Genomic DNA, 19,001 nt, shown 5'->3' with positions numbered 1-19,001 from the left:
ACCCCTCACGCGGGCCGCGACCGTAGCAGCGGCCTCAGCCGGCGCTGGGCAGGGCCGCCGGCCGGATCGAGAGGCTCAGCTCGCGGCGGCCGCGCACCACCGTGATGGCCAGGGGTTCGCCCACCGCAGCGTGCTCCACCTGGCGCAGCAGGCTGGCGGGATCAGCCACCAGCTGATCGGCCGCGGCCACCACCAGGTCGCCGCGGCGCATGCCGGCCTGCTCGGCGGGACTCTCCGGCAGCACCCGCTGCACCAGGGCACCGTCGCGCTCGGGCAGCTGCAGCACCGCATCGGGATCACGGTTGTTGTCCCGGGCGCGGCGGGCGGTGAGCGGCACCAGCTGCAGGCCGAGATAGGGGTGCACCACCTGGCCGCCTTCGGCCAGCTGGCCGGCCACCTGCCTGGCCAGGTTGATCGGGATGGCGAAGCCGAGCCCCGCTCCCGGACCGGAGCGCACCAGGGTGTTGATGCCGATCACGTCACCGGCGGCGTTGATGAGCGGTCCGCCGGAGTTACCGGGGTTGATCGCGGCATCGGTCTGGATCAGATCCAGGCGCTTGTCGGAGAAGCCGAGGCTGTTGATGTCGCGGTGCAGGCTGCTGACGATGCCCAGGGTGACCGTGCGCTGCAGGCCATAGGGGCTGCCCAGGGCGATGGCCCAGTCGCCCACCTCAAGAGCCTCGGAATCGCCGAGGGAGGCCGCCTGCAGATCGTCGACACCGCGAATCCGCACCAGGCCAGATCGGTGACGGAATCACTGCCCACCACGGTGGCATCGCGCTGGCGACCATCGGCCAGGGTGACTTCCACCCGATCCACCTGATCCACCACGTGGGCATTGGTGAGCACCAGCCCCCTGCGGGCATCGATCACCACCCCCGAGCCCTGGCCGCGCTCACGCCTGCTGCCGGAAGGGTCGCCGAACAGATCGCGCAGCAGCGGATCCAGCAGGGCCGGATCGAAGGCCTGCCGCTCCACGTCCCGTTCGATGTCGATCCGCACCACGGCCGGGGCCACCGAGCGGGCCGCCTCAGCCACAAAACTGTGGGCCGCCTGGTCAGGGGCGGTCGCCTCAAGGGCCCAGGCGGTGGGGGCACCAACCAGGTGGATCGCCACCAGGGAGAGGGCCAGCAGCCCGGCAGCGGCAGGGCGGCACCGGCGGAGCCAGCGGCGCAGCATGACCAGAAAATCAGCGGAAGAGGGCTTCAGATCAGGGGGCACGGGCGGGCCAGCACTGCTGTGCTGACGCTAGGGAGGGGACCAGCGCAGCAGGGACTCCTGAAAACCGCCCGGTGCACCGATCTCCAGCCAGCGGCCGCCGGGGTCGTCAGGGCGGCCCAAGGGGCAGGGCTGCACCGGTCCGAAGCCGCAGAGGGTGGAAGGGCAACCGAGCAGGGGCACCTGCGGACGGCCGGGCAGGCTGCCGCGCCAGTGCTGGTGGATGTGGCCGAACACCACAGCCTCCAGGTCCCTGGCCTGTCCCAGCAGCTGCAGCAGGGCCGCCCCATCGAGCAGCCCGATGGCATCCATTTCGGGGTCGCCGATCGCCCCGGGGGGATGGTGCACGGCCACCAGCAGGGGTCGGGGCAAGGCCTGCTCCAGCTGCTGGAGAACGCCCGCCAGCCAGGCGAGCTGGCTGGCTCCGAGCCAACCGGCGGTAGCTCCGGCCTTGTGGCTGTCGAGCAGGAGCAGCCTGGCCCCAGGCCCCTCCACCAACGCCGGCGCGATCGGGCCGTGGCGACCCAGAACGGAGCGCAGCAGTTGGGGATGGTCGTGGTTGCCTGGCAGCAGGGCCAGGGGGAGGCCCAGGAACTGCAACGATGTGTGGAGATGGACATAGCCCGCCAGGCTTTCGTCCTGGCAGAGGTCGCCGCTGAGCAGCAGCAGGTCCGGCGGGGCCGGGGCCACCGCCAGGGCTTGCCGCAGCCCATGGGTCAGGCAGGCGAGGGGCTGGCGACCGCGATAGACGCCGCCAGGATCGGCGAGCAGATGCAGATCGCTCAGCTGCAACACGCGCATTCACACCTCCAGCACCTAGGCCTAAGTTGCCCCCTGAACAGCGAGGCCGCCATGGCAGCAATCCCCCCCGGCACCCGGCAGCGTTGCAGCCTCTGTCAGGTGGAGATCCAGGGCATGGCCGGTGGTGCCGACCTGGTGCACTTCAGCCAGGGAGCGCCGGGCACCCGCGCCAAGCTCTGGGCAAGGGTCTGCCAGTACCTGCGCAGCGATGAGCAGAAAGCCCAATGCATGAACCTCGACGCGGAGCGGCGCGGCAGCGTTCAGCGCAGTGACTATTACGCCGAGGCCCCCGTGATCGATCTGGGGGCCCTGTCTGCCCCTTCTGATGGCGGCAGGGATCCCCTAGGGTGAAAAGTAGGCCCTGAGGTCTTTGGGCCAGGCCTGGTTCCGGTCTCCCACGGTCTCCCCTTCGGTGCCCCATCCCCTGCTGCCCAAACTGGAAGCCGTGGCGCGGCAGACCTGTGCCGCCCATGGCTGTGAGCTCAGGGGGGTGGCACTGCTCAGCCATCGGATTCCGATGACGTTGCAGGTGCTGGTGCAGCGGGCTTCAGGCGGCGAGATCACGCTCGACAACTGTGCAGCGCTGTCCCCACCGCTTGCCGAGGCGCTTGAATCCGAGGGGTTGCTGACCGACGAGGCCTATGTTCTGGAGGTCAGCAGCCCCGGCATCGGCGAGGAACTGCACGACGACCGGGACTTCCGCAGCTTTCGCGGCTTCCCTGTGGCCGTGCACTTCCGCGACGCCAAGGGATCGGCAAGCCGCTGCGAGGGCCTTCTTCTGGAGCGCACCGCGAGCGAGCTTCAGATCAACCAGCGCGGCCGCACCAGGCGGATCCCCCGCGAAGCCGTGACCCAGGTGCTCCTGGTCACGCCGGCCGTTGAGAGCTGAGCCCCAACAACTGAATCACCCACAACCGAAAAACCATGGCCCTGGTCTTACTTCCCGGCCTGAACAATCTGATCGAGGACATCAGCGAAGAAAAGAAGCTGGCTGCCTCGGTGGTCGACGCGGCGCTCAGAGAGGCCCTGCTGAAGGGCTATGAGCGCTATCGCCGCACCCTGTATCTTGGCATCAGCGAAGATCCATTCGAAGAGGATTACTTCTCCAATTTCGATGTCCAGCTGGACCTCGACGAAGAAGGCTACCGGGTGCTGGCTTCCAAGATCATTGTTGAGGAAGTGGAGAGCGAAGACCACCAGATTGCCCTTTCTGAGGTTCAGCAGGTTGCTGAAGATGCCCAGATCGGTGACACCGTGGTGCTGGATGTAACTCCGGAGAAAGACGACTTCGGGCGCATGGCCGCAGCCACCACCAAGCAGGTGCTCGCCCAGAAGCTGCGCGACCAGCAACGGCGGATGATCCAGGAGGAGTTCGCCGATCTGGAAGACCCTGTGCTGACCTCCCGGGTGATCCGCTTCGAGCGCCAGAGCGTGATCATGGCCGTGAGCAGCGGCCTCGGGCGCCCCGAGGTGGAAGCCGAACTGCCACGCCGTGACCAGCTCCCTAACGACAACTACCGCGCCAACGCCACCTTCAAGGTGTTTCTGAAGGAAGTGAGCGAGGTGCCCAGACGCGGCCCCCAGCTGTTTGTGAGCCGCTCCAATGCCGGGCTGGTGGTCTATCTCTTTGAAAACGAAGTGCCCGAGATCCAGGAGGGCTCCGTGCGCATCGTTGCCGTGGCCCGGGAAGCCAATCCGCCCAGCCGTTCGGTTGGACCACGCACCAAAGTGGCCGTTGACTCAGTGGAGCGGGAGGTGGATCCCGTGGGGGCCTGCATCGGCGCTCGTGGTTCGCGTATTCAGCAGGTGGTCAACGAGCTGCGCGGCGAAAAGATCGATGTGATCCGCTGGTCCCACGATCCGGGGCAGTACATCGCCAATTCGCTCAGCCCGGCCCGGGTGGAGGCCGTGCGTCTGGTGGACCCCGACGGGCAACACGCCCACGTGCTGGTCCCCCCCGATCAGCTCAGCCTGGCGATCGGCCGCGAGGGCCAGAATGTCCGCCTGGCGGCCCGGCTCACCGGCTGGAAGATCGACATCAAGAATGCCCATGAGTACGACCAGGCCGGTGAGGACGCGGCCGTGGCCGAACTGATTGCCCTGCGGGAAGAGGATGAGGCGCTGCAGGCCGAGGCCGAGGCCCGGCTGGCGGTGGAGCAGGCCACCCGCGCCGAGGAAGATGCTCGGCTCAGGGAGCTTTACCCCTTGCCTGAGGACGAAGAGGGTGGCCCCTATGGCTATGGCGGGGGCAACCTGGACGAGGCCGAGGCTGGGGCCACCGATCCCCAGGCCGTCGAGCCCGCAGACACGCAACCTGCAGACGCGGAGCCCGCAGAGGCGGAAGCCCGGTGAGCCCCTCCTCAGCCCCGCCAGTGGTGCTGCGGCGCTGCGTGGCCTGCCGGGTCCTCGCCGATCGGCGTGGACTCTGGCGAGTGGTCCGCCTGGCCTCCGGGGGCCTGCAGCTGGATCAGGGGATGGGCCGCTCGGCCTATCTCTGCCCCTGCAGCGACTGCCTGGAGGAGGCCCGACGGCGGCGGCGTCTGCAGCGATCCCTGCGCTGCCAGGGGGCCGACGCTCTGCTCGATGTCCTGCGCGAGCGTCTGGATGCGACGCCTCAGCCAGCCCCCGGGGCCAGCTCTGAGGCAAGATGAACCTTGGCTGCAGCTTGCGTGCAGCCTCGTGCCCACGGCCCCCTCGAGAGGCCGGAGCCCGGACCATTGGAGACTTGAATGACCAGCAGCGGCAAAGTCAGAATCTATGAGCTTTCCCGGGACCTGGGCCTGGAGAACAAGGACGTGCTGGATGCTGCCGAGAAGCTGGGGGTGGCGGCCAAGAGCCACAGCAGTTCGATCAGTGACGGCGAAGCAGCCAGATTCGCCGGCTGATCCAGCAGGGCACCAACGGTGCTCCCCAGCCAGCCGCGGCAGCTGCCCCACGACCCGGCAAGGCCATCCTCGCTGTGCAGAAGGCGGCACCAGCCGCTCCTGCACGCCCGGCGACTCCCGCTGCAGCGGCTCCCAGTCGTGCCGCGGCAGCACCGGCCCGGCCCGCAGTTCCTGCCAAGCCGCCCGCCTCGCCGAAGCCACCTGGCGCCGAGTCGCGCCAGCCCCGGCCCAACCTGCAGAAGCCCGCCGTGACAGCGGACACCAGGCCGGTGGTGAAGCCCGCCGCCCCGCCTTCCGCCTCCGGCTCAACCGACAAGGCCCCGCTCAAGCCGGTGGTCAAGCCGGCAGCCATGCCCGCTGGGTCCAAGGCTCAAGCCGCCCAGCCCGCCCGCCCGGCGGCCGCGCCGCTCCGGCCTGCCGCCGCCAAGCCGGCAGCCAATCCATCGCGACCGGCGGCCGCTCCAGGTCGGCCGGGTACGCCGGCTCGACCACCTGTGGTGATTGCCTCACGGCCGGCCCGGCCGAGCACCCCAGCCCCCAGCCGCAAGCAGGAAGCTCCTGCCCGTCCAGGCAGCGGCAGACCTCAGCTGGTCGGCAGGCCCATCAGTCCCACGGCCGGCAGCAGCAGGCCGCCGGGCCCGGGCACGCGACCCTCCCCTCCAGGCAGCAGGACGCCCCAGGGCCAACGTCCCGCCCCACCCCAGCGGGCCGGCGCGCCGGCCCCGATCCGCCCCGGCCAGGCGGCGGTGGCGGGCGTCCCGCCCCTACCCCGCTGGAACTGGTGGGCAAGCCCATCCGCCGCGACAGCAGCGGGCCCGCTGGCCCCAGGGTCGCCGGTCCCGGCCGTCCCGGCATGCCGGCCGGCATGCGCAAGCCCGTGGCCCCAGGCGAGCTGATGCAGCTCCAGAAGCCCGGTGGACGCACCCCGGCTCCGCCACCGCGCCGCCCCGGGGATCGCCCCGCGGACAGCGGCACTGGCAGCGGCAACACCCCCGATCTGGTCCGCCCGAACGCCGCGCCGGCAGCAGCCCCGCGCCGCCCCGGCTTCCGCGCCCCCGTGCCCGCCGGGCGCCCGCGGCGTCCCGACTGGGATGACAGCGCCAAGCTCGAGGCCCTGCGCAGTCGTGCACCCCAGCGGCAACGGCCCAAAGTCCACATCATTGGCGACAACGACGACGCCCTCACGGCCGAAACCGGCGGCTACGCCGGTGAACAGGAGGCGGTGGTGCTGCAGGCCAGCCTGGCCCGCCCCTCCAAGGCCAGAGTGCGCACCGCAGCCGCGCCCAGGCCCACGGTGGCGGCGCGCAAACGCAAGAAGGAAACCACCCGTCAACGCCAGCGACGCCGTGCCATGGAACTGCGCGCTTCCCGCGAGGCCAAGCAGCAGCGGCCCGAGATGCTGATCGTGCCGGAGGGCAACCTCACGGTGCAGGAACTGGCTGAAAAACTCGGTCTGGAGAGCTCCGAGATCATCAAGAGCCTCTTCTTCAAAGGCATCATCGCCACGGTGACCCAGAGCCTGGATCTCTCCACGATTGAGGCGGTGTCCGAGGAATTCGGTGTGCCTGTGCTGCAGGACGACGCCGAGGAAGCCGCCGCCAAGACGGTGGAGATGATCGAGGCGAGCGACCTTGAGCACCTGATCCGGCGGCCCCCCGTGGTGACGGTGATGGGCCACGTGGACCACGGCAAAACCAGCCTGCTCGATGCGATCCGCAAGACCAGGGTGGCCGCTGGTGAGGCCGGGGGCATCACCCAGCACATCGGCGCCTACCAGGTGCAGATCGAGCACGAGGGGGAGCCGCGCAAGCTCACCTTCCTGGACACCCCAGGCCACGAGGCCTTCACGGCCATGCGGGCCCGGGGCACCAAGGTGACCGACGTGGCCGTGCTGGTGGTGGCCGCCGACGACGGCGTGCGACCCCAGACCCTGGAAGCGATCAGCCATGCCCGGGCCGCCAAGGTGCCGATCGTGGTGGCGATCAACAAGATCGACAAGGAAGGGGCTTCGCCGGAACGGGTGAAGCAGGAGCTCTCCGGTCTCGAGCTGGTGGCTGAAGACTGGGGCGGCAACGTGGTGATGGTGCCCGTGAGCGCCATCAAGGGCGAGAACGTGGACAAGCTGCTGGAGATGATCCTGCTGCAGTCCGAAGTGGAGGACCTTCAGGCCAACCCCGATCGCCGCGCCAAGGGCACCGTGATCGAGGCCCACCTGGACAAGGCCAAGGGTCCGGTGGCCACCCTGCTGGTGCAGAACGGCACCCTCCGCCCCGGCAATGTGCTCGCCGCTGGCCCGATCCTGGGCAAGGTGCGGGCCATGGTGGATGACACCGGCAAGCGGGTCAAGGAAGCCGGCCCCTCCTATGCCGTGGAGGCGCTGGGCTTCAGCGAAGTGCCCACCGCGGGCGATGAGTTCGAGGTGTTCGCCGATGAGAAGTCGGCCCGGGCCGTGGTGGGCGATCGGGCCAATGAGGCCCGGGCGACGCGCCTGGCCCAACAGATGGCCTCCAGGCGGGTGTCCCTGGCCTCGATGTCCGGCCAGGCCAGCGAAGGCGAGCTCAAGGAACTCAACCTGATCCTCAAGGCCGACGTGCAGGGCTCGGTGGAGGCGATTCTGGGCTCCCTCGAACAGCTGCCCCAGGGCGAGGTGCAGGTGCGGGTGCTGCTCTCGGCGCCAGGAGAGATCACCGAAACCGACGTGGATCTGGCCGCCGCTTCCGGCGCGGTGATCGTGGGCTTCAACACCTCGATGGCCCCCGGTGCCAAGCGCTCTGCCGACGCCACCGGCGTGGACGTGCGCGACTACGACGTGATCTACAAGCTCCTGGAGGACATCCAACTGGCCATGGAGGGCCTGCTGGAGCCGGAGCTGGTGGAGGAAGCCCTCGGCGAAGCCGAGGTGCGGGCGGTGTTCACCATCGGCAAGAGCGCCGTGGCGGGCTGCTACGTGACCACGGGCAAGCTGCAGCGCAACTGCAAGATCAGGGTGCGCCGTGGCCGCGAGGTGGCCTACGAGGGCGATCTCGACTCCCTGCGCCGCAACAAGGACGATGTGAAGGAGGTGGCCACCGGCTTCGAGTGCGGCATCGGCTGTGATCGTTTCACCGGCTGGCAGGAAGGGGATCGGGTGGAGGCGTACAAACTGGTCACCCAGCGACGCACGCTCAGCACCTGAGCGCCGCCCTCTCCTGAGCCCTCCAGCCTTGACCCCCCGCAGCGAGCCCCTGCTCTGGCTTCAGCTCATCGCCCTGGGGGCCATCCCCCTGGAGCTGGTGCTGCTGCTCCTGCTACTGGCGGGGGCCGACCCGGGCCCGGCTCCTGCCCTGGAGCGTCTTCTGGTCTGGGGTCTTGGCGTTCTGGCCCCCTCGCTGCTGCTCTGGCGGCAGCCGGCCGACTGCTGTTCGCTGTTGCTGGTTCAGGTGCCTCCGGGGGGACGCAGCCCGCTGCAGAGCCGGCTCGCTGCCCTGCAGGACGCTCTGCCGGCCAGGCTGCTCGGTGCTCTGGGTGCCCTGGGGCTGCTGCCGCTGCTCTGGACACTGGACGCAAGGGCCGCTGCCGTCTCGGGCTTCTCTCCCCTGGCCCAGAGCAACCGCCTGGTGGTGCTGCTGCTGAGCGTTCCGCTGCTGGCGGTATTGCTCTGGCAGTGGCATCAGCTGATCCAGGGCTTCTGGCTGCTGAGCCGCAGCAAGGAGCAACTGGAGCAGGCGGTGCCGCTCAGCGCCGCGGAGCTGGCGCAACGACGCCTCTCTCTGGGCTTGCCCCTGCTGCTGCTGGGCCCGCTGGTTTCAGTCGGGATCGGCGGCGACAGTGCGGTTGCGATCGAACCAGAGCAATCCCCCGAACAGGACGAGAGCACTGATCTGGATGAGCAGGTCAGCTGAGGCCACCTCGGCTCCAGAGGCCCCGCGCATCGCCATCGTGGCCAGGCCCACGGCGCCGGAGGCCGCCAGAGCCAGCCACAGGGCACGGCGTAGGCCGCGCCAGGGGGTGCGCAGTTCCTGCATCAACCGAGCCCTGAGCTCTGGGTCTATCGGGCGTGGCTGGTTCCCCATGGGCGGCCTGGTTGGAGCGGACCCCACAATGCTAATTTCGATCCGGTGCCGGTGTAGCTCAGCGGTAGAGCAACTGATTCGTAATCAGTAGGCCATCGGTTCAAATCCGATCATCGGCTTCAGCCATCCCAAGCAGCTTGAATCAGACGCACCGTGCTCAGCAGCTTCAGGAGCCTGATGGTGACAGGCGCTGGGGTGGAAGTCGTCTCCAAGGCGGCTCACCTTTCACCCTTGATCCAGGGCGCCTTAAGGGAGAGCGCCGGGAGCAAGAGACGCGCTTGAGATCATGACCACAACGGAGAAAAGAAGCCTGTTGAACACCTGAACCACGGCTCAGCATGGCTCGAGGACACTAATCACAGGCCATCAGATCAGTCAGCCGTAATAGTAGAGCTTCAATCCTCCATCCAATCACGGATAGATGCAGGCAAACGGCCTGATCGCTCCAGAAGAGAGTCATCCAGGCACCGCTCCGATAACCCTATGAGCCACCATTCCATTAACCCCTTCTACAGGGGGCTGTTGTCGTGGAGTGCCTGTCTGATCTTGATGCATCGGCTGGGAGCACCAGCCGTTTGCAGTTCCAGCGCATCAGTGGCGCTGGATGCAATCAGCGGGGGTTGTGGGGAGCCAGATCGCTGGGGCGGGAGAGAACGAAGCCCACCATGGCGGTGAGCACGATCACGAGGCCAGTGAGCCCGGCGATGGCTGCGGAATAGTCGGTGCTCATGGCGATCAACCCAGACCGATCTGGGAAAGGATGCCCTGGCCGGTGAGCAGCTCGGTGCCTAGGCCGATCACGAAGCCGAGCATGGCCAGGCGGCCGTTCCAGGTTTCTGCGAAGGCACTGAAGCCAAAGCGGGTGGTGGTGTCGTCCATGGAGATCACGAAGTGTTGCAACCAGTGTAACAGACTGTAAAGGGGTCGTGGCTGGCCAGGGTGGCCAACCGGGCCAGTAGCGCCGGCATGCGGAGTGCTCACAGAAACCTGGCGCACTCAGCGGGCAGGTCGATGCGCTCCGAACTCTCGGCAAGGAGTTCGAAGTCGTCGAACTCGAAACCGGGGCTCACGGTGCAGACCACCAGGCTCCAGCCCCCACAACTGCAGGCGGCCTGCCACCAGTCGGCCGGCACGACAGTCACGGGGTTGGGCGGGCTGGCTTGCGGGCTCGTGGCGCCAGGCCGGGCCAGGGCCGTGAGGCTCGACACGCTGGCTTGTCCCCCCGTGGGCGGCATCTGCCAGAGATCGAGGGGGTCGCCGCCGAGATGCTGCCACGACTCTTCCGCCTGCCTGACACGGTGCCAGCGGCTGACCCCGCCTGCAGCGAGCAGAAACACGATCTGAGTGAACGCGCAGCGCCTGGCTCCATCGGGCCGCCTCACCGCCAGGCTGCTGCGGTGCAGTTCGCGATACCAGCCACCCTCCGGGTGGGCCTGGAGCTGGAGCTGCTCCACCAGGGCAGCGATCTCAGGGTCTGAATGCATCCGCTCGGGCCTTGCAGGTGAAACCATCAAAAAGCCCCCCTGCTGAGAGGGGGGCTGGGGGGATTCCGTCAGGTCTGGAGCTGAAGAGGGCTGAAGCCTCAGCCGATCGCCGGGGCGGTCAGAGCCACGGGGGTGGCTTCAGCAGCCGCCAGGTCGAGCGGGAAGTTGTGAGCATTGCGCTCGTGCATCACTTCCATACCCAGGTTGGCGCGGTTCAGCACGTCGGCCCAGGTGTTCACCACACGGCCCTGGCCGTCGAGGATCGACTGGTTGAAGTTGAACCCGTTCAGGTTGAAGGCCATCGTGCTCACGCCCAGGGCGGTGAACCAGATGCCGATCACCGGCCAGGCAGCCAGGAAGAAGTGCAGGCTGCGGCTGTTGTTGAAGCTGGCGTATTGGAAGATCAGGCGACCGAAGTAACCGTGGGCAGCCACGATGTTGTAGGTCTCTTCCTCTTGGCCGAACTTGTAGCCGTAGTTCTGGCTCTCGCTCTCGGTGGTTTCACGCACCAGCGAGGAGGTCACCAGTGAACCGTGCATGGCGGAGAACAGCGAGCCACCGAACACACCGGCCACACCCAGCATGTGGAAGGGGTGCATCAGAATGTTGTGCTCAGCCTGGAACACCAGCATGAAGTTGAAGGTGCCGCTGATGCCGAGGGGCATGCCGTCGGAGAAGGAGCCCTGACCGAAGGGGTACACCAGGAACACAGCCGAAGCAGCAGCCACGGGGGCGCTGTAGGCGACGCAGATCCAGGGGCGCATACCCAGGCGGTAGGAGAGTTCCCACTCGCGGCCCATGTAGCAGAAGATGCCGATCAGGAAGTGGAAGACAACCAGCTGGTAAGGACCGCCGTTGTAGAGCCACTCATCGAGGCTGGCAGCTTCCCAGATGGGATAGAAGTGCAGGCCGATGGCGTTGCTGGAGGGCACAACAGCACCGGAGATGATGTTGTTGCCGTAGATCAGCGAACCGGCGACCGGCTCACGGATGCCGTCGATGTCGACAGGGGGAGCGGCGATGAAGGCCACGATGTAGCAGATGGTCGCAGCCAGCAGGGTGGGGATCATCAGCACGCCGAACCAGCCCACGTAGAGGCGGTTGTTGGTGGAGGTGACCCACTCGCAGAACTGCGCCCAGCTGCTGGCGCCGGAGCGCTGCTGGAGAGTGGTGGTCATGAGAACAGGTGATGGGTGCTCGAAAGAGCAGGTAAGTAGGACGGCAGAAGCTCTCATGGGCAAAGCCCAGAAGCAGAGTCGGCCGCGGGACGGAACCCCGTCGCTGTCTAACGTAACAGAACGTTGCGGGGTTTGTGAAGAGGGATGTCCAGGTTTGTGAAGAGGAGTGTCGCGGTGGGAGGCGATCGGCCCCCAGCGATGGCCTCTCCGCTATGTCTGCGACACCCTCCTGCGATCAAGGCATGGCCATGCCAGCCCACCCGGCCCGCTTTCAGGTCCGCCTGCCGCTGGCCCTGGCGCTGACGCTGGCGGCGGCCTTCGCCCTGGGCGCCTGTGAGAAGAAGCCCTCCGCCGAGCTGCAGCAACTGCAGCAGCGCCTCGAGCAGCAGGACCTCAAGATCCAGCAGCTGGAGCAGAAGCTCAATGCGGTGACGCCCAGGGGAGCAGCCGACAGCAGCGGCAAGCCCCCGGCCGGACCGGTGAAGTCGCTCACCTACAGGAGCGGCACCAGTGACGACCGCCTGCGCATCTACTGGGCCGACGGCACCAAGAGCGATCTGCCCTGCACCGAGGAGCAGGCCACCCTCGTTTGTGGCTGATCGAGGCTTCCGCAGGAGCGGCGAAGGCTCCAGCCTCTGGTGATTCCAAGAGCCGCAGGCCTTCCTCCATGGGGCGCTCCATCACCTGCCATCTCCAGAGGTCCTGTCGGGCCACCCAGGCCATGACCGGCCCGCTGCTGAGGCGCGCGGGGCGGCTGGTGACCCGCTGCCTGCTCAGCTCAGGCCTCGTGCTGGCCGTCAGCGTGCTGGAGGCCCCCCTCGGCCGGGCCCAGGAGCCATCACCGGGAAGCCTCACGGGCCAGACCCTGCAACGGATCGAGCAGATCATGGGCGAGGCGGCGGGCCTGCAGCGGGGCATCAACCTGGCCCGCGGCACCGCCGCCAAACTCAACGGCGGCCTGAGCGCCTACCGCCCAGCGGTGTGCATGTTCCAGGGGGTCAGCAACAACCCCTGCCTGGTGGATCGCTCCGAGGCGGGATTCACCTTCCGCTTCCTGGGGGGCAGCCCTGGCTGGGAGCAGCTGCAACTTCCTGCCACGGTGGAAACCGAGCTGGTGATCTCCCCCGACGGCCGCAGCGTGGTGCAGATCCTCTACAACGGCTTCCCCAGGCCAGAGCCTGCCCCCACGCCTGAGGCGGCCGCTCCTGATGCCGGCAATCCTGCATTCTGATTCTCTGGCTCAGCGGCGGCCGCGGCTCAGCTCAAACCCAGCCCAGCGGCCACCTGCGCCAGGGCCTGACCCCAGGACTCCTCGACACTCCAGAGCTGCCGCCGGGTGAGGCTCAGGGCAATGCCCTTCTCGCCATAGGCGGCCTCATTGATGAACACCGCCACCGGCGGCTCGCCGCTCTGCTCGGCCTCAAAGCGCAACACCGTGCCATCGGCATCGAGGAAGAGGGGATCGCCGTCGTGCAGCGGCACCCAGTCGCGCGACTGAAGCGCCGGGTGAATGCAGGCCCGGGGCGACCCATCGGCGCGGCGGGGCACATCGAGGCTGCCCAGATGGCAGTGCACCACCAATTCGGGGGGCAGCCGCAGCGTGCCGGCCCGGGCGGCCGCCAGCACCGCCAGGGCCGCCTCCAGGCCCAGCTGGGTCTGCCGGCAGATCCGGGCCTGGAGCACCCCCTGGGGCACGGGGCCCACCTCGATCACCACCCCACAGGGCCACTGCTCCAGCAGAAAGCCCGTCTGGCTGGCATCCCCCTCATGCAGGTAGATGGGCAGGCCAAGACGGCCCTGGATGCCGGCGGCCAGGGCCAGATCGGCGGGGCGCCGGCCGTAGACCACCAGGCAGTTGCCCATGGCGCTGGTGGTGCTGTGCAGATCGATCACCGCCCCACAGGGCGCGCTGCCCTTGGGACCATGGCTGGCGATCAGCTCGCGGGCGCGGCGCACGTCGAGGCCCTGCTCGGCGGGGTCCTGCAGCAAGGCCTCACGGAAGCAGCGGTTCAGGTCGCGCTCCAGATAGCGGCGGTTGCAGGCGTAGGCAGCGGGGTTGCCGAGCACCAGGTGCAGGGGAAGTCCTGCGGAGGCGAGGGTTTCGGGGCGCTGCTGCCAGTGCTCCAGCAGCCAGGGGGCATTGCGCTCATTGCCATGGGTGCCCGCCACCACCAGCACGCCGGCGGCCTGACCTGAACGCTCCTGCACGGGCCTCTCCCTGGCGTCTGGCCCCAGCCTGGCGCAGAGTCGAAGCAGCAGTGAGGGCAGGCCGATGGCACCAGCACCGATCCTGGTGCGCAGCGCCCGCTGCGCCTGGCAGTGGCAGTGGCGGCAGCTGATGGGGGGCCTGGCGCCCGCCGATGCGGCCGGCAACTACCGCCGCCCTGAGGGGGTGTTCACCTCCCCACCCCCGCCGCCGCCGGACGCCGCTGAACCCGGTGCCCATGTGCTGATCGTGGGCAGGAGCTGCCCCTGGGCGCACCGGGCCTGGCTGGTGTGGAGCCTGCGCCAGCTCGGCGGCAGCATCAGCCTGCAGGTGGCGGAGCCCGATCCGGAGGCGGGCCGCTGGCGCTTCCGGCAGCCGTTCCTGGGCTGCGACAGCCTGCAGGAGCTCTACCGCCTTTGCGGGGCCCCGGCCGGGTGCGGGCGACGGTGCCGGTGCTGGTGTCGCCGCGGCGGGGCGAGGTGCTGGTGGGCGAGAGCGCCCGGCTGATCGAACTGCTCAACCGCTGGCCCTCCCCCGGCGACTGCGACCTCGACCCTGCCGCCCAGCAGGAGCTGAGCCAGGCCTGGCGGCAGCGGCTCCAGCACGCTGTGAACGACGGCGTCTACCGCTGCGGCTTTGCCCGCAACCAGGAGGCCTACGACCGCGCCGAAGCCGCCCTGTTCAGCACCCTCGCCGAGGCCGAGCGGCAGCTGGGTGAGAGCGAGGCCACCAGCCCCTGGCTGAGCGGTCCCAACCCCAGCCTGGCCGATGTGCAGCTGTTCCCCACCCTGATCCGGCTGGAGCTGGTGTACGCCCCCCTGTTCGGGGTGAGCCGGCTGCCCCTGAACCAGCTGCCGGCGCTGTGGCGCTGGCGCTCGCGCTTCCACGCCCTGCCCGGGGTGGCGGACACCTGCTGGCCGGACGCCTGGCGACAGGACTACTTCGGCGCCCTGTTTCCGCTGCATCCCTCGGGGATCGTCCCGGCCGGCCCGCCCCTGGCCACACTGGTGGGAGATCCACCCGCACCTGGGGCGCCATGACGGACTCAGCCATTGATCCCACCGGGCCTTCCGCAGCGGAGCCGGTGTTCCAGGGCGTCTATGGCCCGTTCACGATCACGGCCGAGGACCGCCGCGAGGTGCTGGGCTACCGGCTCAGCCTGCTGCTGGTGGCCCTGGGTCAGATCGCCCTGCTGGCCCAGTGGCGCTGGCTGGGGGATGGCTGGCTCTGGCCCTGGCTGCTGCCGATGGCAGCGGGCCTGGGGCTGGCCTTGCGCTGGATCCACATCTATCTGAAACCCCTGCATCAGGCCCTGCGGGCCTTCTGGCTGCTGGGCTGCCTGGGCTTCCTGGCCCTGGGGGTCCAGGCCGGCCCTGGGGCGATGGCCGCGGCCCTGCAGGCCGACGGTCGCTGGATCTGGGCCGTTGGGCCCTTCTTCGCGGCCCTGGCGGGGATCGGCTTCAAGGAGTTCTTCTGTTTCCAGCGGCCCGAGGCGATCGGCGTGACCCTGCTGTTGCCCCTGGCCCTGCTCGGCCAGCTCAGCGGCCTGCTATCGCCGACGGCCAGCGGCAGCCTGCTGGCCGTCGAGGCGGCGCTGCTGCTGGTGCTCTGCCTGCGCAAGTTCCCCATGCCCGCCGCGGCGGATGTGGGCGACAAGAGCGTCTTCGCCGCGCTGCAGGATCGCCGCCAGGGCGCCGGAGCCTGACGTGAGCCTGATCAGCCTGGTGGACGTCCGCAAGGACTTCGGCATCCGCACCCTGTTCGAGCAGCTCACCCTGCACATCGGCGGGCGCGAGCGCCTGGGTCTGATCGGACCCAACGGCGCCGGCAAGAGCACCCTGCTGAAGCTGCTGGCCGGCGAGGAGCCCCCCGGCGCCGGGCAGCGCCGCACCCTGCCCCAGGCCCGCGTCGTGCTGGTGAGCCAGGACCCGGTGCTCGATCCGGAGCGCACCGTGCTCGACCAGGTGTTCGAGGGCAGTGGCGAAAAACTGGCCCTGCTGCGCCGTTACACGGCGGTGAGCGATGCTCTGGCCCACGCCCGGGGCGACGACGCCACGGCCCTGCTGGCGGAGCTGGGCGAGCTGAACAGCCGCATGGACCAGAGCCAGGCCTGGGGCCTCGAGCAGCAGGTGCGGGAGGTGCTGGATCGTCTCGGCGTCGACGGCGTGGGGCGCCGGGTGGGGGAGCTCTCGGGGGGCTTCCGCAAGCGCCTCGCCCTGGCCTCCGCCCTGGTGGCCGAACCCGATGTGCTGCTGCTCGACGAGCCCACCAACCACCTCGATGCCGACTGCATCCAGTGGCTGCAGGGCTACCTGGGGCGCTTCCCCGGGGCCCTGGTGCTGATCACCCACGACCGTTACGTGCTCGACCAGGTGGCCGATCGGATCGTGGAGGTGGACCGCGGCGAGGCCAGGAGCTACGGCGGCAACTACGCCACCTACCTGGCCCGCAAGGCCGAGGACGAGGCCTCAGCCGCATCCAGCGAGGCCAAGTTCAAGGGGGTGCTGCGGCGGGAGCTGGAGTGGCTGCGGCGCGGTCCCCAGGCCCGCAGCACCAAGCAGAAAGCCCGCATCCAGCGGATCGAGGCGATGCAGGAGGCGCCACGCCGCCAGAGCCGCGGCCAGCTGAGCCTGGCCAGCAACCAGCGCCGGCTGGGCAAGCGGGCGATCGAGGCGGAGGCCCTGAGCATCTGGGCCAACGAGGCCTGCCGCCAGCGGGGCGAGCCCCCGCTGCTGCGGGAGTTCAGCTACGACTTCAGCCCCGAAGACCGGGTGGGGATCATCGGCCCCAACGGCTCGGGCAAATCCACCCTGCTGGACCTGATCGCCGGGCGGCGTCCGGTGCAGGAGGGCCGCCTGGAGCTGGGCTCCACCGTGAAGCTGGCCTATTTCGACCAGCACAGCGACGTGCTGGGGGAGGAGCGCGATGCGGCCGGCCGCGAGCGCAAGGTGATCGACGTGGTGACCGAGGCGGCCAGCAGCGTGGAGGTGGAGGGCAGCCGGATCAGCGCCTCCCAGCTGCTGGAGCGCTTCCTGTTCCCCCCGGCCCAGCAGCATCAGCCGGTGAGCAGGCTCTCGGGCGGCGAGCGGCGGCGGCTGCACCTCTGCCGGCTGCTGATCGAGGCCCCGAATGTGCTGCTGCTGGATGAGCCCACCAACGATCTGGACGTCCAGACCCTCACGGTGCTGGAAGACTTCCTCGAGGACTTCCGCGGCTGCGTGGTGGTGGTGTCCCACGACCGGTACTTCCTCGATCGCAGCGTGGACCGGCTGTTCGCCTTCCACGACGGCGTGCTGGAGCGCTTCGAGGGCAACTACAGCGCCTACCTGGAGCAGCAGCAGCAACGGCGCAGCAGAGCCCGGGACAGCTCGCGGACGAAGCCGGAGGCCTCGCTGGTCGGCCCACCAGCACAGGACGGCCCCCGCACCGCTGCGCCCGAGCCCAAGGCCCTCGAGACCACAACCAGCGCCATCCCAGAGCAGAAGCGACGGCGCAGCTTCCGGGAAAGCCGCGAGCTGAGCCAGATCGATCACGATCTCCCCGTGTGGGAGGAGCACTGCCGGGTGCTGCAGCGGCGGATGGCCGAAGCGAGCAGCGACTACGCCGCCCTGGAGGCCCTGACCCAGGAGCTCTCGGAGCTGAGCGGCCGCATCGCCAGGGCCGAGGAGCGCTGGCTCGAGCTCAGCGAGCTGGCCGGCTGACGGCGCCAGGACTCCATCAGCGGCCCACCACAGAGCCACGGTCAGCAGGCATCCGGGCTTGCATGGCCCGTAAGGTGGGCGTCAATGCGCTTCGGACCGACCCGGCCGGCAACTGCATGAACAACATCGACGAGCACATCCAGAAGGACGAGACCGAGATGGAAGCGGCGAAAGCTGCCGGCAACCTCGGCAAGGCCCGCCATCTGGAGGATGAGCTCAAGGGGCTCCAGGAGTACAAGGCCCACCACCCCGAAGACAGCCACGATCCCTCACCGCTCGAGGTGTACTGCGAGCTGAACCCCGAAGCCCCCGAGTGCCGGGTCTACGACGACTGAGCCCCTCAGGACTCAGACCGTGCTGAAGGTGGAGCCGCCAGGGCCAGAGCTTCTGGCCGCTTCACTGCCTCCAGAGCCGTAGCGGCTGCCTCTTCATCCCTACGGACCGCAGCGGCGGCGTCGAGTTCTCGCCACACCACAGCCAGCAGCTGGTCCAGGTTTTGGGATGTGGCGCCGGAGATGGCGAGTACTTCCTGAATTCCAGCCTTGAAGGTGGTGCCATCTGGGCGGCAGTGCTCGCAGACCTCCTCCTTCAGGCCTGCCAGGATCTCCGGATCCAGCAGCTCAATCTTGTTGAGCGCCACCAGCCGAGGCCGCTCGCTGAGCCCGTGGCCATAGGCCTTGAGCTCGCTTTCCACCACCTTGAGGTCCTCGAGCACCGAAGCTGAGGCGGCGTCGACCAGATGCACCAGCAGCCGCGTGCGCTCGATGTGCCGCAGGAAGTCGTGGCCGAGCCCGGCGCCCTGGGCAGCCCCGGCGATCAGGCCCGGGATGTCAGCAAACACGGTGCCATCGCCACTGGGGCGACGCACCACCCCCAGGTTGGGCACCAGGGTGGTGAAGGGGTAGTCGGCGACCTTCGGCCGGGCGGCTGAGAGCACCGAGATCAGGGTGCTCTTGCCGGCATTGGGCAGGCCGATGATCCCCACCTCGGCCAGCAGCTTGAGTTCGAGCTGCAGCAGCCACTCCTCGCCCTCCTTGCCCTCGGTGAACTTCTCCGGCGCCCGGTTGCGGTTGCTGAGGTAGTGGGCATTGCCCAGGCCACCGCGGCCGCCCAGGGCCACCAGCAGCTCATCGCCCGGGGCCGTCAGATCGCCGAACAGGATGCCGGTGCGGGAGTCGCGCACCTCGGTGCCACAGGGCACCTTGATGCGCAGCACATCGCCGCCGGCACCGCTGCGGCGGTTGGGCCCGCCGCGGCGGCCATCGATGGCCTGGAACAGGCGCCGATAGCGGAAGTCCAGCAGGGTCTGGAGGTTGGCGTCGGCCTGCAGCAGCACATCGCCGCCGCGGCCGCCATCGCCACCGGAGGGGCCGCCGGCTGGAACGTATTTTTCCCGTCGGAAAGCCACGATGCCATCGCCACCGCGGCCGGCCTTGACGGCGATTCGGGCCTGATCGATGAACTGCATGGCCCAAA

17 protein-coding genes, 1 tRNA gene and 3 pseudogenes are annotated in these 19,001 nt (G+C 68.9%); 13 read left to right on the top strand and 8 right to left on the bottom strand.

The window, feature by feature from the left end; translation table 11 throughout:
- Window positions 1–34: 34 nt before the first annotated feature.
- Window positions 35–1,179, bottom strand: a pseudogene (locus IQ220_RS08515) (trypsin-like peptidase domain-containing protein).
- A 69-nt stretch (window positions 1,180–1,248) separates the two neighbouring features.
- Window positions 1,249–2,019 carry a metallophosphoesterase gene (locus IQ220_RS08510; RefSeq protein WP_193914361.1) on the bottom strand — a complete coding sequence of 257 codons (771 nt, stop codon included), beginning with the start codon at window positions 2,017–2,019 and terminating at the stop codon, window positions 1,249–1,251.
- 51 nt (window positions 2,020–2,070) lie between these two features.
- On the opposite strand from IQ220_RS08510, the gene IQ220_RS08505 reads away from it, so the two are divergent.
- The 6 genes and pseudogenes from IQ220_RS08505 (at window position 2,071) to IQ220_RS08480 (ending at window position 8,785) form a co-directional block, all read left to right on the top strand.
- Window positions 2,071–2,370 carry a hypothetical protein gene (locus IQ220_RS08505; RefSeq protein ID WP_186698670.1) on the top strand — a complete coding sequence of 100 codons (300 nt, stop codon included), beginning with the start codon at window positions 2,071–2,073 and terminating at the stop codon, window positions 2,368–2,370.
- A gap of 61 nt (window positions 2,371–2,431) precedes the next feature.
- On the top strand, window positions 2,432–2,908 hold the full coding sequence (locus tag IQ220_RS08500; RefSeq protein WP_193914359.1) for a ribosome assembly cofactor RimP: 477 nt from the start codon (window positions 2,432–2,434) through the stop codon (window positions 2,906–2,908).
- A gap of 35 nt (window positions 2,909–2,943) precedes the next feature.
- Complete coding sequence (gene nusA / locus IQ220_RS08495) at window positions 2,944–4,371, top strand: transcription termination factor NusA (protein WP_193914357.1); 1,428 nt, start codon at window positions 2,944–2,946, stop codon at window positions 4,369–4,371.
- Entirely contained in the window at window positions 4,368–4,670 is a 303-nt protein-coding gene (locus tag IQ220_RS08490; RefSeq protein WP_370566391.1) for a YlxR family protein, read from the top strand. The genes nusA and IQ220_RS08490 overlap by 4 nt, the downstream gene beginning before the upstream one ends.
- Window positions 4,671–4,748: 78 nt before the next feature.
- Window positions 4,749–8,079: pseudogene (gene infB, locus IQ220_RS08485) on the top strand (translation initiation factor IF-2).
- Window positions 8,080–8,107: 28 nt separating this feature from the next.
- A complete protein-coding gene (locus IQ220_RS08480; RefSeq protein WP_193914355.1) occupies window positions 8,108–8,785 on the top strand; it encodes a low-complexity tail membrane protein in 678 nt (225 codons plus the stop codon).
- Here the strand turns inward: IQ220_RS08480 and IQ220_RS08475 are convergent.
- Window positions 8,690–8,908 carry a photosystem II assembly family protein gene (locus IQ220_RS08475; protein ID WP_370561646.1) on the bottom strand — a complete coding sequence of 73 codons (219 nt, stop codon included), beginning with the start codon at window positions 8,906–8,908 and terminating at the stop codon, window positions 8,690–8,692. The genes IQ220_RS08480 and IQ220_RS08475 overlap by 96 nt on opposite strands.
- A 95-nt stretch (window positions 8,909–9,003) precedes the next feature.
- Here IQ220_RS08475 and IQ220_RS08470 point away from each other — a divergent pair.
- A tRNA-Thr gene (locus IQ220_RS08470) sits at window positions 9,004–9,075 on the top strand.
- A gap of 616 nt (window positions 9,076–9,691) precedes the next feature.
- Here the strand turns inward: IQ220_RS08470 and IQ220_RS08465 are convergent.
- From IQ220_RS08465 to psbA, 3 genes are all read right to left on the bottom strand, one after another.
- Complete coding sequence (locus IQ220_RS08465) at window positions 9,692–9,835, bottom strand: high light inducible protein (protein ID WP_186698658.1); 144 nt, start codon at window positions 9,833–9,835, stop codon at window positions 9,692–9,694.
- A gap of 98 nt (window positions 9,836–9,933) precedes the next feature.
- Window positions 9,934–10,440 carry a cupin domain-containing protein gene (locus tag IQ220_RS08460; RefSeq protein ID WP_193914353.1) on the bottom strand — a complete coding sequence of 169 codons (507 nt, stop codon included), beginning with the start codon at window positions 10,438–10,440 and terminating at the stop codon, window positions 9,934–9,936.
- Window positions 10,441–10,538: 98 nt separating this feature from the next.
- Window positions 10,539–11,618 carry a photosystem II q(b) protein gene (psbA, locus tag IQ220_RS08455; protein WP_186697343.1) on the bottom strand — a complete coding sequence of 360 codons (1,080 nt, stop codon included), beginning with the start codon at window positions 11,616–11,618 and terminating at the stop codon, window positions 10,539–10,541.
- Window positions 11,619–11,860: 242 nt separating this feature from the next.
- Between psbA and IQ220_RS08450 the strand changes: the two genes are divergently transcribed.
- Together IQ220_RS08450 and IQ220_RS08445 are read left to right on the top strand one after the other, a co-directional pair.
- Window positions 11,861–12,217 carry a hypothetical protein gene (locus IQ220_RS08450; RefSeq protein ID WP_186698655.1) on the top strand — a complete coding sequence of 119 codons (357 nt, stop codon included), beginning with the start codon at window positions 11,861–11,863 and terminating at the stop codon, window positions 12,215–12,217.
- A 122-nt stretch (window positions 12,218–12,339) separates the two neighbouring features.
- On the top strand, window positions 12,340–12,849 hold the full coding sequence (locus tag IQ220_RS08445) for a hypothetical protein (protein ID WP_228009031.1): 510 nt from the start codon (window positions 12,340–12,342) through the stop codon (window positions 12,847–12,849).
- Window positions 12,850–12,875: 26 nt separating this feature from the next.
- Here the strand turns inward: IQ220_RS08445 and IQ220_RS08440 are convergent, their stop codons facing one another.
- Window positions 12,876–13,826, bottom strand: coding sequence for an aspartoacylase (locus IQ220_RS08440; RefSeq protein WP_370566390.1), 951 nt, complete (start codon window positions 13,824–13,826; stop codon window positions 12,876–12,878).
- Window positions 13,827–13,890: 64 nt separating this feature from the next.
- Here IQ220_RS08440 and IQ220_RS08435 point away from each other — a divergent pair.
- From IQ220_RS08435 to IQ220_RS08420, 4 genes and pseudogenes are all read left to right on the top strand, one after another.
- Window positions 13,891–14,864 (top strand): annotated as a pseudogene (locus tag IQ220_RS08435) (glutathione S-transferase C-terminal domain-containing protein).
- Window positions 14,861–15,529, top strand: a complete 669-nt coding sequence (locus IQ220_RS08430; protein WP_193914351.1) for a DUF2301 domain-containing membrane protein — start codon at window positions 14,861–14,863, stop codon at window positions 15,527–15,529. The pseudogene IQ220_RS08435 and the gene IQ220_RS08430 overlap by 4 nt, the downstream one beginning before the upstream one ends.
- Window position 15,530: 1 nt before the next feature.
- Window positions 15,531–17,525 carry an ABC-F family ATP-binding cassette domain-containing protein gene (locus IQ220_RS08425; protein WP_193914349.1) on the top strand — a complete coding sequence of 665 codons (1,995 nt, stop codon included), beginning with the start codon at window positions 15,531–15,533 and terminating at the stop codon, window positions 17,523–17,525.
- A 116-nt stretch (window positions 17,526–17,641) separates the two neighbouring features.
- Window positions 17,642–17,860, top strand: coding sequence for a Calvin cycle protein CP12 (locus IQ220_RS08420; protein WP_186700128.1), 219 nt, complete (start codon window positions 17,642–17,644; stop codon window positions 17,858–17,860).
- Window positions 17,861–17,865: 5 nt separating this feature from the next.
- Here the strand turns inward: IQ220_RS08420 and obgE are convergent, their stop codons facing one another.
- The gene (obgE, locus tag IQ220_RS08415) at window positions 17,866–18,993 is read right to left on the bottom strand and encodes a GTPase ObgE (RefSeq protein WP_193914347.1); all 1,128 of its coding nucleotides are present in this window, start codon (window positions 18,991–18,993) and stop codon (window positions 17,866–17,868) included.
- Window positions 18,994–19,001 lie beyond the last annotated feature (8 nt).

The sequence above is a fragment of the Cyanobium sp. LEGE 06113 genome (genome assembly GCF_015207615.1).
Note: the sequence above shows the minus strand (reverse complement) of the source record. Positions and strands in the feature narration are given on the sequence as shown.